The 15,427-nt window shown below is 43.6% G+C and carries 12 protein-coding genes; 11 read left to right on the forward strand and 1 reads right to left on the reverse strand.

Features of this window, described 5'->3' with window-relative positions; translation table 11 throughout:
• The first annotated feature begins 37 nt into the window (after positions 1-37).
• From clpX to yihA, 4 genes are all read left to right on the forward strand, one after another.
• Positions 38-1,306 (forward strand): ATP-dependent protease ATP-binding subunit ClpX, encoded by a 1,269-nt coding sequence (gene clpX / locus AC1DIV_RS04705; RefSeq protein WP_034308926.1) that lies wholly within the window; start codon positions 38-40, stop codon positions 1,304-1,306.
• A 403-nt stretch (positions 1,307-1,709) separates the two neighbouring features.
• The gene (lonB, locus tag AC1DIV_RS04710) at positions 1,710-3,380 is read left to right on the forward strand and encodes an ATP-dependent protease LonB (protein WP_048688888.1); all 1,671 of its coding nucleotides are present in this window, start codon (positions 1,710-1,712) and stop codon (positions 3,378-3,380) included.
• A gap of 255 nt (positions 3,381-3,635) precedes the next feature.
• The gene (gene lon, locus AC1DIV_RS04715; RefSeq protein WP_048688890.1) at positions 3,636-5,957 is read left to right on the forward strand and encodes an endopeptidase La; all 2,322 of its coding nucleotides are present in this window, start codon (positions 3,636-3,638) and stop codon (positions 5,955-5,957) included.
• Complete coding sequence (yihA, locus tag AC1DIV_RS04720) at positions 5,954-6,535, forward strand: ribosome biogenesis GTP-binding protein YihA/YsxC (protein WP_034308918.1); 582 nt, start codon at positions 5,954-5,956, stop codon at positions 6,533-6,535. The genes lon and yihA overlap by 4 nt, the downstream gene beginning before the upstream one ends.
• 56 nt (positions 6,536-6,591) lie before the next feature.
• On the opposite strand, the gene AC1DIV_RS04725 is transcribed toward yihA, so the two are convergent.
• On the reverse strand, positions 6,592-7,074 hold the full coding sequence (locus tag AC1DIV_RS04725) for a LiaI-LiaF-like domain-containing protein (protein ID WP_477575865.1): 483 nt from the start codon (positions 7,072-7,074) through the stop codon (positions 6,592-6,594).
• 253 nt (positions 7,075-7,327) lie between these two features.
• Here AC1DIV_RS04725 and hemA point away from each other — a divergent pair, with 253 nt between their 5' ends.
• The 7 genes from hemA (at position 7,328) to spoVID (ending at position 15,385) form a co-directional block, all read left to right on the forward strand.
• A complete protein-coding gene (gene hemA / locus AC1DIV_RS04730; RefSeq protein WP_034308915.1) occupies positions 7,328-8,674 on the forward strand; it encodes a glutamyl-tRNA reductase in 1,347 nt (448 codons plus the stop codon).
• A 10-nt stretch (positions 8,675-8,684) separates the two neighbouring features.
• On the forward strand, positions 8,685-9,515 hold the full coding sequence (locus tag AC1DIV_RS04735) for a cytochrome C assembly family protein (RefSeq protein WP_034308913.1): 831 nt from the start codon (positions 8,685-8,687) through the stop codon (positions 9,513-9,515).
• Between the two features lie 9 nt (positions 9,516-9,524).
• On the forward strand, positions 9,525-10,457 hold the full coding sequence (hemC, locus tag AC1DIV_RS04740) for a hydroxymethylbilane synthase (protein WP_034308911.1): 933 nt from the start codon (positions 9,525-9,527) through the stop codon (positions 10,455-10,457).
• Entirely contained in the window at positions 10,457-11,254 is a 798-nt protein-coding gene (locus tag AC1DIV_RS04745) for a uroporphyrinogen-III synthase (RefSeq protein ID WP_241634776.1), read from the forward strand. The genes hemC and AC1DIV_RS04745 overlap by 1 nt, the downstream gene beginning before the upstream one ends.
• Positions 11,251-12,243 carry a porphobilinogen synthase gene (gene hemB, locus AC1DIV_RS04750; protein WP_072273336.1) on the forward strand — a complete coding sequence of 331 codons (993 nt, stop codon included), beginning with the start codon at positions 11,251-11,253 and terminating at the stop codon, positions 12,241-12,243. The genes AC1DIV_RS04745 and hemB overlap by 4 nt, the downstream gene beginning before the upstream one ends.
• 40 nt (positions 12,244-12,283) lie before the next feature.
• On the forward strand, positions 12,284-13,573 hold the full coding sequence (hemL, locus tag AC1DIV_RS04755) for a glutamate-1-semialdehyde 2,1-aminomutase (protein WP_048688905.1): 1,290 nt from the start codon (positions 12,284-12,286) through the stop codon (positions 13,571-13,573).
• Positions 13,574-13,984: 411 nt separating this feature from the next.
• Complete coding sequence (gene spoVID, locus AC1DIV_RS04760) at positions 13,985-15,385, forward strand: stage VI sporulation protein D (RefSeq protein ID WP_477575867.1); 1,401 nt, start codon at positions 13,985-13,987, stop codon at positions 15,383-15,385.
• Positions 15,386-15,427: the final 42 nt, after the last annotated feature.

The raw sequence follows: 15,427 nt of genomic DNA on the forward strand, positions 1-15,427 counted from the left end.
AATAGAGTTGGAAGAGTATTTAAAGGGGTGAACGTACATGTTTAAATTTAATGATGAAAAAGGACAGTTAAAATGTTCTTTTTGCGGTAAAACACAAGAACAAGTCCGTAAACTGGTTGCTGGTCCAGGTGTCTATATTTGTGACGAGTGTATAGAACTTTGTACGGAGATCGTCGAAGAAGAGCTGGGAACTGATGAAGAAGTAGAATTCAGAGATGTTCCTAAACCTATGGAAATCCGTGAAATTCTTGACGAATATGTGATTGGACAAGAACAGGCAAAGAAATCTTTGGCTGTAGCTGTTTATAACCATTATAAACGTATCAATTCCAATAGCAAAGTCGACGATGTTGAGCTTTCTAAAAGTAACATCGCCCTAATCGGACCGACGGGAAGCGGGAAAACCCTTCTTGCGCAAACATTGGCACGTTTACTGAATGTTCCTTTTGCCATTGCTGATGCCACTTCCTTGACGGAAGCTGGATATGTTGGGGAAGATGTTGAAAACATTCTTCTCAAATTAATCCAAGCAGCTGATTATGATGTGGAAAAAGCGGAAAAAGGCATCATTTATATTGATGAAATCGATAAAGTTGCCCGTAAATCGGAAAATCCTTCTATTACACGTGACGTGTCTGGTGAAGGTGTGCAACAAGCTTTATTGAAAATTCTTGAAGGAACGGTTGCAAGCGTTCCGCCTCAAGGTGGACGTAAACATCCACATCAGGAATTCATCCAAATCGATACGACCAATATTTTGTTCATCTGCGGCGGTGCCTTTGATGGCATCGAACCGATCATCAAACGCCGTCTTGGTCAAAAAGTCATTGGCTTTGGCTCTGACGTGAAAAAGGATGATATTGCAGAAAAAGAATTGCTTTCCAAAGTCCTTCCTGAAGACTTGCTTCGTTTCGGATTAATTCCGGAATTCATCGGACGTCTTCCGGTAATTGCGACTCTTGAGCAATTGGATGAAGCGGCTTTGATTGAAATCCTTACACAGCCGAAAAATGCCCTTGTTAAACAATATCAAAAATTACTTGAGCTTGACGATGTTGAATTGGAATTCGAACAGGAAGCACTAAGTGAAATTGCTAAAAAGGCAATTGAACGCAAAACTGGTGCACGTGGCCTGCGCTCCATCATCGAAGGCATCATTCTTGAAGTGATGTTCGATCTGCCTTCACGTGATGATGTTGCAAAATGTGTAATCACAGGCAGCACGATTTCGAAAAATGAATCTCCAAAGCTCGTCCTTAAAGACGGAACAACCATCAAAGGACAAGAAAAGAAAACATCTGCTTGATTTATAAGGAAAAGAAAGGCTGCCAGTTAATTCTGGTAGTCTTTTTGTTTATAGACCAAAGTTGATTGTAACGGAAGGTACGAGACTCCTGCGGGAATACGCGTACAAGGGAGATCCCGCGGGTGCAGAGCGCCGAGGGCGGACCGCCCGCGGAAGCTAGTGCCTGTAGTGGAAATCAACGTTAAAACCTCAAAAAAGTAGGGTAAAACCAGTTAATTTCGAGTTGTTTACAGTCTGAGACTGCCAGTTCATCCTGGCAGTCTTTTTCTTTTCCTTTTTTTCAAATTGTTGTTGTACAGGATAAAAACGCCAATTTTTCAACACGAATTTCTTGGATAATTTCGCCCTTCCAAAGGAGATACTAACAGAAATGACAAACTAGGAGAGTGCAGGAGGGAATACGATGAATTGGACAGGATTGGCGTTGTTTATCCAGCTGTTTTTTGGGATTATTATTGGATTGTATTTTTTGAACTTATTGAAAGGCCAGCGGACACAAAAAGTTTCCATTGACCGTGATTCACGTAAGGAGATGGACCAATTACGGAAGATGAGATCGATTTCGTTAACAGAACCATTGGCAGAAAAAGTTAGACCAAGCACATTTAATGAAATCATCGGTCAAGAAGATGGGATTAAATCATTAAAAGCTGCTTTATGTGGGCCGAATCCCCAGCATGTGATAATTTACGGTCCTCCTGGGGTAGGGAAAACGGCAGCTGCCAGACTTGTTTTGGAAGAGGCGAAGAAAAATGGCAAGTCCCCTTTTAAGAATTCGGCCGTTTTTGTTGAATTGGACGCCACCACAGCTAGGTTCGATGAACGAGGGATTGCCGATCCGCTCATCGGTTCTGTGCACGATCCAATCTACCAAGGAGCCGGGGCAATGGGACAGGCAGGCATTCCGCAGCCAAAGCAGGGTGCAGTCAGCAATGCACATGGAGGCGTACTGTTCATAGATGAAATAGGGGAGCTCCATCCGATACAGATGAATAAACTGTTAAAGGTATTGGAGGATCGTAAGGTCTTTCTGGAAAGTGCCTATTATCAAGAGGAAAATCAAAATATTCCCACTCACATCCATGATATTTTTAAAAATGGACTGCCCGCTGACTTTCGGTTGATTGGAGCTACTACAAGAACACCAAATGAAATCGCGCCTGCGATACGTTCAAGATGCATAGAAGTGTTTTTCCGTGAACTGGACCGGGAAGAAATAATCGCCGTGGCCAAGAATGCCTCAGATAAAGTGGGGATCACCATCAGTGAAAAAGGCTTGCAATCGATTTCGGATTATGCCCGAAATGGCAGGGAAGCTGTCAACATGATTCAGACTCTTGCAGGAATCTCAATTAATGAAAACAGGACTTTCATCAGGGAAGAAGATATAGATTGGATGGCCCATAGCAGCCAGCTGACCCAAAGAATGGACAGGAAAATAGAAGCGAATTCCAAAATAGGCCTTGTCAATGGTCTTGCAGTCTATGGTCCAAACAGCGGGGCATTGCTGGAAATTGAGGTTACGGTCATGGCTGCCTCTGATGAAAAAGGTTCGATAAACATTACCGGTATCGTTGAGGAAGAAAGTATCGGCGGCGGGAGTGGCAAATCGGTTCGACGCAAGAGCATGGCGAAAGGTTCGATTGAAAATGTCATTACGGTTTTACGTTCGATGGGAGTGCCTGCCGATCAATTCGATATCCATGTGAACTTTCCGGGCGGAAGTCCAGTGGATGGCCCTTCTGCAGGAATTGCAATGGCCACAGGCATATACTCGGCCATATATAAAATCCCTGTTGACCATACTATGGCGATGACTGGGGAAATAAGCATTCATGGCGGCGTTAAACCGATTGGCGGTGTCATTCCGAAAATCAAGGCGGCTAAACTTGCCGGGGCAAAAAAGGTAATCATCCCAGCCGAAAACATGCAGCCGCTTCTATCTGAAATCAAGGATATAGAAATCATTCCTGTTTCGAATGTGAAAGAAGTGCTGGATCAGGCACTGAAGAAAGAATTGATGTCGGAACAAATCCTCACAACCTTGGACCTATCAAAAAAAGAAAGTGTATAAAGGATATGCCCCGGCTAAAAATAGAACCGGGGCATTTTAAGGACCATATTGGTGTTCACGGCCGCCCTGCCGTAAAAAATAAACACGCATTCAGGCGTGCTTTTTTATCTAATATTGGAGATAATAATAGCAGTCGAAACGTGTTAAGGTAAACGAATAGACACTTCTATATAAATAGGATAGAATTGTTAAAAGGTTGAGAACATGGGTAAATAGTTTACAACGACGATACTAAATAGATGGAGGTGTCAGGAAATGACTGATAAAGAAATCATCGTCCCCCTCCTGCCGCTTAGAGGACTGCTTGTATATCCAACAATGGTACTTCATTTAGATGTAGGCCGAGATAAATCGGTACAAGCCCTTGAGAAAGCAATGGTGGAAGACCATCTTATATTTTTGACGACACAACAAGATGTTTCGTTGGACGAACCAGGTGAAGAAGATTTATTTACAATGGGAACTTTAACAAAGGTAAAACAGATGTTGAAGCTTCCGAATGGTACAATCCGGGTGTTGGTGGAAGGGTTGAACCGCGCAGAAGTCATGGAATTTTACGATTATGAGACACATTATGGTGCCAAGATTAAAATATATGAAGACAGTGATGAAAAGGATGCTGAACATCAAGCATTAATGCGCACACTACTGGATTATTTTGAACAATACATAAAAATGTCCAAGAAAATAACCGGTGAAACGTTTTCGTCCACTTCGGATATTGAAGAGCCTGGGCGATTGGCGGATATAATCGCTTCCCATTTGCCTTTGAAATTGAAGGAGAAGCAAGAAGTGCTTGAGACCATTGATATGAAAGAGCGTCTTAGCCGTGTAATCGAGATCATCAATAACGAGAAAGAAGTTCTTTTTCTCGAGAAAAAGATCGGCCAGCGTGTTAAACGTTCGATGGAACGGACTCAAAAGGAATATTATTTACGAGAGCAAATGAAAGCGATCCAAAAGGAATTGGGCGATAAAGAAGGAAAAACAGGGGAAATTGAAGTCCTGAACGAAAAGATAGAAGAAGCGGATATGCCTGAGCATATTAAAGAAACGGCATTAAAGGAATTGGACCGTTATGAAAAAGTTCCTTCGAGCTCAGCCGAAAGTTCTGTCATCCGCAACTATATCGAATGGCTGATCTCTCTTCCTTGGACCAAAGCGACCAAAGATGACTTGAATATTCATAAAGCCGAAAAAATCCTGAACCGGGATCACCATGGTTTGGAAAAGGTGAAGGAGCGTGTGCTTGAGTATTTGGCTGTACAGCAATTGACCAAATCATTGAAGGGACCGATCCTTTGCTTGGTGGGACCGCCAGGAGTCGGGAAAACGAGCTTGGCTAAATCGATCGCTTCATCCCTGAATAGGAATTTCGTCCGTATATCTTTAGGTGGGGTGCGTGATGAATCAGAAATCCGCGGACATCGCCGCACATATGTAGGGGCAATGCCGGGACGGATCATTCAAGGCATGAAAAAAGCTGGTACGATCAATCCGGTCTTTTTACTGGACGAAGTGGATAAGATGTCCAATGACTTTAGGGGAGATCCATCTGCAGCGATGCTTGAGGTGCTCGATCCAGAGCAAAATCATAATTTCAGTGATCATTATATTGAAGAAACCTATGATCTTTCCAAAGTCATGTTCGTCGCAACGGCAAATAATTTGGGATCGATTCCTGGTCCGCTTCGTGATCGTATGGAAATCATTTCGATTGCAGGTTATACTGAGATAGAGAAACTTCATATAGCCAAGGATCACTTGCTGCCTAGACAGCTTGAAAACCATGGTTTATTGAAGACACAATTGCAAGTCCGTGAGGAAGCTCTTACAAAAATCATCCGTTACTATACTCGGGAGGCCGGTGTTCGGAGTCTTGATCGACAGCTTGCAGGCATCTGTCGGAAGACGGCAAAAATCATCGTGTCCGGAGATAAAAAGCGGGTCGTCATTGCTGAAAAGAATGTCGAGGAGTTTTTAGGGAAAACCATGTTCCATTATGGACAGGCGGAGGTCGAGAACCAAGTCGGTGTAGCTAATGGTTTAGCATACACGTCGGTAGGTGGCGATACGCTGCAAATCGAGGTTTCCTTATCACCAGGTAAAGGGAAGCTGATCCTGACAGGAAAGCTTGGCGATGTAATGAAAGAGTCAGCCCAGGCTGCTTTCAGTTTTGTCCGTTCAAAAACCGAGAAACTCCAGATTGATGAGAACTTCCATGAAAAATATGATATTCATATTCATGTCCCCGAAGGTGCGGTTCCAAAAGATGGCCCTTCTGCAGGCATCACGATTGCAACAGCGTTAATATCGGCCCTTACAAATAGGCCGATCAGAAAAGAGGTAGGCATGACAGGCGAAATTACATTACGCGGACGGGTTCTTCCGATCGGCGGGCTTAAAGAAAAATCTTTAGCGGCCCATCGCGCAGGACTTACGAAAATCATCATCCCGCAAAATAACGAAAAGGATATTGATGATATCCCGGAAAGTGTCCGTAAAGCATTAACATTTGTTCCAGTTTCACACGTCGATGAAGTCCTTGAGCATGCATTGGTAGGTGTGAACGAATGAAAGTAACAAGTTCAGATATTGTCATCAGTGCTGTGAAGCCTGAACAATATCCCAATACACCAATACCGGAATTTGCCTTGGCAGGCCGTTCCAACGTTGGGAAGTCCAGTTTCATCAACAAAATGATCAATCGAAAAAACTTGGCGCGCACATCCTCTAAACCGGGTAAGACGCAGACCTTGAATTTTTATATCATAAATGAAGCACTCCATTTTGTGGATGTACCGGGTTATGGTTATGCAAAAGTATCCAAGACGGAGCGTGATGCTTGGGGGAAGATGATCGAAACGTACTTCACTTCCCGTGACCAGCTCCGCGCTGCGCTTCTGATCGTCGATTTGCGTCATCCGCCGACAAAGGATGATATCGCAATGTATGAATTCCTGAAGCATTATGACCTGCCCCGGATCGTCATTGCCACCAAAGCGGATAAAATTCCAAAAGGCAAATGGCAGAAACACTTGAAAATCACGCGCCAAACGTTAAATATGGAAAAAGAAGATGAATTGCTTCTATTCTCTGGTGAAACAGGCGAAGGTAAGGAACAAGCATGGGGCGTCCTTAAGAAGTATATGTAAAAGAAAAGGGTATTCCGCATCTGGAATACCCTTTTTCTTTATGGAATCGAAAATCTTCACTTTTTTCGAACCAAAAAATAAATGCCGATCGCCATCAAGGCAAAGGGCCAAAACCTTTCGATGTTCGCGGTGGTTGTTTCAACAAGCCCGAAAGAGGTTTTGATTTTATCATAGAATAAGAATGTGATCGAGACGATGAATATGACCATCCCGTGAAACATTCCAGAATTTGCTTTACGTGCCCGGAGAATAAATCCCAGTGAGATGATTAAAATAAAGATACCTATATCATCCGGCCAAATCTCCAGGTTCTCGGCGATGTGGAAGTGGGCCCCGAACCCCAGTAGGATGACGCCTGGCAGGATGGACTCATATTCATTACCGCTATATGCCTGAATCAGGAAGGCGGCACCGACAATACATAATAAAGTGGGCCAGCTGAAAAAGCCCGGAAAGATTTCAATTTGGGAATGTTCAAGAAAAAAATAGAGCCCGAAACCGATTAAAACGATTCCTGGGAAAATACGATGCGTTTTCATTTTATCCTCCTATGCAATTCGATTACTTGAAGTTTTTTGCCATTTTTGATATGGTACTTTTGTACACAATGTCGAAATATGTATGTAACTTTACAAATCCCGCTTAGACACCTTTTGTAGCATTGAGGCGTTTTGGCTGTCTTTTCATGGTAGCATACGTTTTCATAAACTGTTCATATTATTTGCGTGAATCCATTTTAGTACATGGTATAATTAATTTACATGAAAAATTTTGGGGGTGCAAAACAAAAGGATGCATATTCTAGCGGTTGGTATAAATTACAAAACTGCCCCTGTAGAAATTCGGGAAAAACTATCGTTTAACGAAGCCGAACTTGCCGAGGCAATGAAAGCTCTTAAAAATAAAAAAAGCATCTTGGAAAATATTATTATTTCAACATGTAACAGGACGGAAATCTATGCGGTCGGGGACCAGCTTCATACAAGCAGGTATTATATCAAGGAATTTCTTTCGGAATGGTTTAACATCGATAAAGAAGAATTTTCTAAATATCTGTTCATTTATGAAGGCGATGGGGCTGTCGAGCATTTATTTTCAGTTACCTGCGGCTTGAATTCCATGATACTGGGAGAAACTCAGATTTTGGGACAAGTACGTTCAAGCTATTTGTTAGGGCAGAAGGAAGATACGATCGGTACCGTTTTTAACCATCTCTTCAAGCAAGCCCTTACATTAGCTAAAAAAGCTCATTCGGAAACCGAAATCAATACCAATGCCGTTTCCGTCAGCTATGCGGCAGTCGAGCTTGCAAAAAAAATCTTCGGAGGCCTGAACGGCAAGAATGTCTTGATTCTTGGGGCCGGTAAGATGGGTGAGCTGGCCATTCAAAATCTGCATAGCAATGGCGCCGACAGCATTACGGTCATTAACCGCACCTTTCAGAAAGCGGTCGACCTGGCTGAGAGATTCAATGGTACGGCCAAACAGCTGCAAGAGCTTCAATGCGCTTTAGTGGATACCGATATCCTGATTACTTCCACTGGTGCAAAAGATCTTCTTGTAACAAAAGAAATGATGTCATTCGTCAATAAGCTTCGTAAGGGCCGTCCTATTTTCATGGTCGATATCGCAGTGCCGCGTGACCTCGATCCAACATTGGCCGAGCTGGAAAATGTTTTCTTGTATGACATTGACGATCTGGAAGGGATCGTGCAAGCCAATATCGAAGAACGTAAAAAAGCTGCCGAGAAAATAGAAATGATGATCGAATCAGAAATCGTGGACTTCAACCAGTGGATTAATTTACTTGGTGTGGTTCCCGTCATTTCCTCTTTACGGGAAAAATCCCTATCGATACAAAAGGAAACGATGGAAAGCATCGAAAGAAAGCTTCCGCATTTGAGCGAACGTGACAAAAAAGTCCTGAACAAGCATACGAAAAGCATCATCAACCAAATGCTGAAGGATCCGATACTTTATGCAAAAGAGCTGGCAGATGAGCCGAATGCAAAAGAGCAATTAAATAATTTCGTGAAAATCTTCCATTTAGAGGAATTGATTGAAGACCAGCTGGTTGCGGATGAAAAAGAACGGAACAGCTCCAAGTCATCCCTATTGAATCCAGTTCCTGTCCAGTAATGAGGTAGATATGGAATTACTAATGACAAGATTGCATGAAGCCACTGTTTTGCTGTATGCCATCAGTATGCTTTTATATTTTATTGATTTCCTTAATAATAACCAGAAGGCGAACAGGGTCGCCTTCTGGTTGCTTTCTATTGTTTGGGTGCTGCAAACAATTTTTTTGTTTCTGTATGTGTTGAAAACGGGAAGGTTCCCGGTATTGACGATTTTTGAAGGCCTATATTTTTATGCATGGGTCCTCATATCGCTATCATTGATCATTAACCGATTGCTAAGAGTCGATTTTACGGTCTTTTTTACGAATGTATTAGGTTTCATGGTTATGGCCATCCATACCTTTGCACCTGTTCAGATAGAATCTCAAGTGCTTGCACAGCGCCTGGTTTCAGAGCTATTGCTCATACATATCACTTTTGCGATCCTATCATATGGGGCATTCACACTTTCTTTCGTTTTTTCAGTTTTATACTTAATTCAATATGATCTATTGAAACGGAAGAAGTGGGGAAAACGCCTGCTTCGACTTGGCGATTTAACAAAGCTCGAGCATATGTCCTATGTCCTCGCAGTTATAGGTGTTCCATTATTGGTGGTCTCCCTCATCCTGGGGATTCAATGGGCTTATATAAAAGTCCCTGGGGTATCCTGGCTGGACATGAAGATCATCGGCTCATTTATTTTGCTTATTGCTTACAGTGTGTTTTTATACTTGAAAATTCGGAAACAAATGTATGGAAGGACGCTAGCCTTTCTGAATATTGGATCTTTCATGATTGTGTTAATTAACTTTTTCCTTTTCGGAAGCCTTTCAACATTCCACTTTTGGAATACATAGGAGGAAACTATGAGAAAAATAATTGTCGGTTCAAGACGTAGTAAATTAGCGATCACCCAAACGAACTGGGTGATCGATCAACTTAAAGGACTTGGGGTCCCATACGAGTTCGAAGTGAAGGAAATTGTCACAAAGGGTGACCAAATCCTTGATGTAACACTTTCCAAGGTCGGCGGAAAGGGCTTATTCGTTAAAGAAATCGAACAAGCGATGCTGGATAAAGAAATTGATATGGCCGTACATAGTATGAAGGATATGCCGGCAGTGCTGCCTCCAGGTTTGACGATTGGCTGCATACCACCGAGGGAGGACCATCGGGATGCTTTGATATCAAAGAACCATGAAACCCTTTCCGAACTGAAGCCCGGTTCCATCATAGGTACTAGCAGCTTGCGGCGTGGCGCGCAAATTTTGGCTAGAAGGCCGGACCTTGAAATCAAATGGATTCGCGGAAATATCGATACCCGTCTGAATAAGCTGAAAACGGAAGATTATGATGCTATCATTTTAGCGGCAGCCGGACTATCAAGAATGGGTTGGGAGCAGGACATCGTAACGGAATTTTTAGATGAAGATATTTGCATTCCGGCAGTGGGACAAGGAGCTCTTTCCATTGAATGCCGTGAAGACGACAAAGAACTGCTGGCGGAACTTGCGAAATTGACATGTGAAAAAACGAAAAGAACGGTTGAAGCGGAACGTGCCTTTTTGGATAAAATGGAAGGCGGATGCCAGGTGCCGATTGCCGGTTTTGCGGTGGCAAAAGATAATGGGTCCGTTTCCTTGACGGCTTTGGTCGCTGCTCCGGATGGAAAGGTGATATATAAAGAAATGGTTGAAGGTGCTGATCCAGAGGCAGTTGGGCATGCTGCTGCCAAACAGATTAGCGAAATGGGCGGTAAAGAATTGATCGATCGCGTTAAAGAAGAGCTTGATCAGTAATGAACCCAGTTCAACCTCTTAAGGATTATCAGGTGTTAATCACCAGAGGGAAAGGACAGGCAGATGGTTTAAAAGAGTCGATCGAAAAAAATGGCGGAACGCCGCTTCTTGTGCCATTGCTTGAGTTCACTCTTCCAGATCATATGGAAGATGTGCAACAGCGGTTTGAAGAGTTGCTTACATATGACTGGATCATTCTGACCAGTCAAAATGGGGTGGATTTCTTCTTTAAGCTTCTTGGAAACCAGCCTCTGAAGCTTCCGAAAATAGCCGTAATCGGCTCCAAAACAGAAGCGGCCCTGAAACGGCATGGTTATAAGGCGGATTTCGTTCCAGCTCAGTTTGTTGCCGAAGGGTTCGTGGCGGAGTTCAATACCCTGCTTGATCCGGGGGCCCGCGTGTTGCTTGCAAAAGGAAATCTCGCAAGGGCGGTTATTGCGGAGGCGATCAATGAAGCTGGAGCAATCTGTGATGAAGTGATTATTTATCATACAGTGCTTCCTCGAAGCAGTGAAAAAAAGCTGGTGCAGCTTATAAAGAACCATGAAATCGACATCATGACCTTTACGAGTTCATCGACGGTCAATCATTTTTTACAGATCATGAAAAGCCATGAATTGGATACATACATAGACCGGATCATCATCGCCTGCATCGGGCCGATTGCCGCTAAAACGGCTGAAAAACATGGGCTATCCGTCGATGTCTGTCCAGATGTTTATACGACGGATGCCATGGTTGCGGAGTTAATACGCTTCATCTTGAAAAGAAATAAAAAGGGAGGAACTTTCAAATGAAAAACATTCCATTCAATCGCCACCGCCGCTTGCGCGCAAGTGCTGGCATGAGGGCTTTAGTCCGTGAAACACAATTGCATAAAGAGGATTTGATTTATCCGATCTTCGTCATCGACGGGGAAAATGTGAAAAATGAAATCAATTCCATGCCAGGTATCTATCAGCTTTCCATGGATAATTTGGGGGCCGAAATGGATGAAGTCGTGAGTCTGGGCATTAAATCAGTCATTTTATTCGGTGTCCCTTTTGATCATGATAAAGACGAACAGGGAACAGGGGCATTTCATCACAACGGACTTGTGCAAGAGGCCACCCGCTTTATTAAAAAACAATATCCTGAAGTTATTGTCATAGCGGATACCTGCCTTTGCGAGTATACAAGCCATGGCCATTGCGGGGTCGTTGAAGGGGAAAAAATCCTTAATGACGCTTCTCTTGACCTTCTTGCCAAAACGGCAATCAGCCAGGCTGAGGCCGGCGCAGACATCATTGCGCCTTCCAATATGATGGACGGTTTCGTTGCGGCCATCCGTGCAGGTCTGGATGAAGCGGGTTATGAAGATATTCCGATCATGTCCTATGCGGTGAAATATGCTTCGGCTTTTTACGGCCCATTCCGTGATGCCGCGAATGGTGCGCCACAATTTGGCGACAGGAAAACTTACCAAATGGATCCCGCCAATCGCCTTGAAGCGTTTCGTGAAGCTGAATCCGATGTTGCTGAAGGTGCGGACTTCCTAATCGTGAAACCAGCCCTTTCCTACATGGACATCATCAGGGACGTTAAGAATAACTTTAATCTTCCGATCGTTTCCTATAATGTCAGCGGTGAATATTCAATGGTCAAAGCTGCTGCCCAAAACGGCTGGATTGATGAAAAAGCGATAGTGATGGAAATGCTGACAGGCTTGAAACGCGCAGGTTCCGACTTGATCATTACGTATTTTTCAAAAGAGGTAGCACGCTGGATAAACGAAGATAATCAATGATAAAAAAATATAACCTGTAATGGAAAAAGGGGATTGAATCATGCGGTCATATGAAAAATCGAAAAAAGCTTTTGCCGAAGCAAAAAATTTGATGCCAGGCGGCGTGAACAGCCCGGTACGTGCCTTCAAATCTGTGGACATGGATCCCATTTTCATGGAGCGTGGAAAAGGCTCGAAAATGTATGATATCGATGGAAATGAATATATCGATTATGTTCTTTCATGGGGACCGCTCATCCTGGGTCACACGAATGACCGTGTCGTGGAATCATTGAAAAAAGTAGCGGAGTCAGGTACAAGCTTTGGAACCTCTACACTGATTGAGAATGAACTGGCCAAGTTGGTCATGGAACGGGTGCCTTCGATTGAAATGATCCGGATGGTATCATCAGGAACCGAAGCGACGATGAGTGCGCTAAGGCTGGCACGAGGCATTACAGGCCGTGATAAAATCTTGAAATTCGAAGGTTCCTACCATGGCCATGGCGATTCATTGCTGATCAAAGCGGGTTCCGGCGTTGCAACATTAGGTTTACCGGATAGCCCTGGTGTACCGGAAGGCATTGCAAAAAATACGATTACCGTAGCATATAATGATCTTGCTGCAACCAAATATGCGTTTGAACAATTTGGCGAAGACATTGCCTGTATCATCGTAGAACCTGTTGCAGGGAACATGGGCGTGGTTCCGCCACAACCTGGTTTCCTCGAAGGCTTACGTGAAGTGACGACCCAATACGGAGCTCTATTGATCTTTGACGAAGTCATGACAGGGTTCCGTGTCGACTATAATTGTGCACAAGGCTATTTTGGCATCGTACCTGACCTGACTTGCCTTGGGAAAGTAATTGGCGGCGGCTTGCCTGTCGGAGCATTCGGAGGCAAGCGCGAATTCATGGAACAAATTGCCCCGAGTGGGACAATCTATCAAGCGGGAACATTGTCTGGTAACCCTCTTGCCATGACGGCCGGCCTTGAAACGCTGAGCCAATTGACTCCAGAATCTTATGATGAGTTCACCCGAAAAGGGGATATGCTCGAAAAAGGAATTGGAGCGGCAGCGGATAAGTACGGTGTTCCCCATACATTCAACCGTGCCGGCTCCATGATTGGACTTTTCTTTACTAATGAAGATGTCGTAAACTATGATACAGCAAAAACATCCGATTTAGAGTTCTTTGCTTCCTACTATAGGGAAATGGCGAATCAAGGCATCTATTTGCCGCCGTCACAGTTTGAAGGGTTATTCCTTTCCACTGCACATAGTGATGAAGATATCGAAAAAACCATTGCAGCGGCAGAACAGGCTTTTGCCAAATTAAAAAAATGATTCAAGGCTTCATGAGCTTCCGCGATATTCGATAATGATAAATTTGAACTGGCTGCCATTTTCCAAAAACTTTTGGAGAAAGGCAGCCAGTTTTTTTGAATTCAATCCGTATGTGTAAGAACCGAATTTAACGTTCACGGCCGAATTAATTGGAGGGTGGTCGAAATAATTGGTAGAAAGCAGAATTAATAGGCCGTTGGGAATTAATATGGCGGTAGGTCGAGTCGGATTTTTCAAGCTGAATGTTATTCCCGCTTTATTTTAGCCTGAAAATTGAACCTCCTTCTTTTAAAAGGTTCAGGGAATATCTAAGGAGTGCTGCAAATGAAATTAAGGAATAAACAGCTTCCTGTCTTCATAGATTGATATTGGTATAGGTACCGTTTCATGAAGCTGAAAGGAGGAGTTGTCTTGTCGCAAGAAAATGAATCGTATTTACGATTTTCTTTAGAGGAATCCGTTTGGTTCCAGAAGGGACAGGAAGTGGCTGAGCTATACTCGATTTCCCTTGATCCAAATGTGTCGATTCAAGAAAGTGATCAATATGTTTTTATACGAGGCTCGTTAGATTTAAGCGGTGAATACAAAGACTCGCAAAATGGTGAAGAAGAGGAGTTTTCGCAGACCTTTTTGCCAAAGGCGGTTCAAAAGGTCGAGAGGCATCCCAATGGACTTAATGAGTTCACACACCGTTTTCCGGTTGATATAACGATTCCGAATAATCGGATTGCCTCTTTGGATGAGGTCGATGTCTCGATTCAAAGCTTTGACTATGCCATGCCAGAGCATAACTGCTTGAAATTGCAGGCGGACCTTTTGATAACCGGAATCTATAATGATTCATATGTGGAAGAACGGTTTGATACTGAGCAGGAAGTTGGGGAAACTGAGGATCAGGAAGAAACGGATGGGGAAAATGAGTCATATATTCCTTATGCAGCGGCAGTGCCGCCAATCCCGGATTTTCAGCCCGTTTTCCGTGATGAGGAGGAAGAAGAGTTATACGCGCCTTTTACTGCAGAGTCAAAACGGGTTTCTGAAGCAAATGAAGAAGAAGAAGAGGAACCGATTTATTTAAGCGATCAGCATAATGCTCCCGTTTTTGAAATTCCCGTTTCACCATATCCTGAAGAGGAGGAATGGGAAACGGAAGTGCATAGACAGGAAGAAGTCGAAGCTGTAGAGGAAGAAGTGATTGGTGATCCGCCTGACTCCACGGAAAAGGTACCTTTCATGGGAGAGGCAAAATTGGAGGAAGAACCAAGCAGGCAGGATTCCTTGGAGATTCCTAGAGTGACATTTATAGAAGAAGTAGAAGAAGAACCAAGTCAAGCAACCAATCATCAAAGTAGCCCAGTTTCAAATTTAGAAACCGAGGATGTCATCCGGCAGGAAGACGATGCCGTTGCAGCGGGTCCTATCCTTAATGAGAGTGTGAAGGTGGAGCAGGAAGAGGAATCCAATTCGTCCATAAGCGATCTATTCAAAAAGAGGGAAAGACCTGCGCCTCCGGCTAAGGAGGGTAAGAATTTCAAAGGCAGGAAACAAGCAGCGGAACGTGATGAAAAAGAAACGGCCGATCAGGATGAAAAGCAGCTTTCCATCATGGATTTATTCGGACGGAAACAAGAAGAAGAACTGGTAAGGATGAAGGTTTGCATTGTTCAGCAAGGGGAAACGCTTGATGACTTGGCTCAGCGATATGATGTTACGGTTCAATCGATACTTTTCAGCAATGAATTGGAGTCGAATCAGAACGTCCATGAAGGGCAAGTCATTTATATACCGAAGGCGGTTGCGTATAAGAATTGACCGGGACAGAGAGCAGGGCATATGCTCTGCTCCTGTTTTTTA

This window comes from Peribacillus sp. 05N428 (assembly GCF_056397085.1).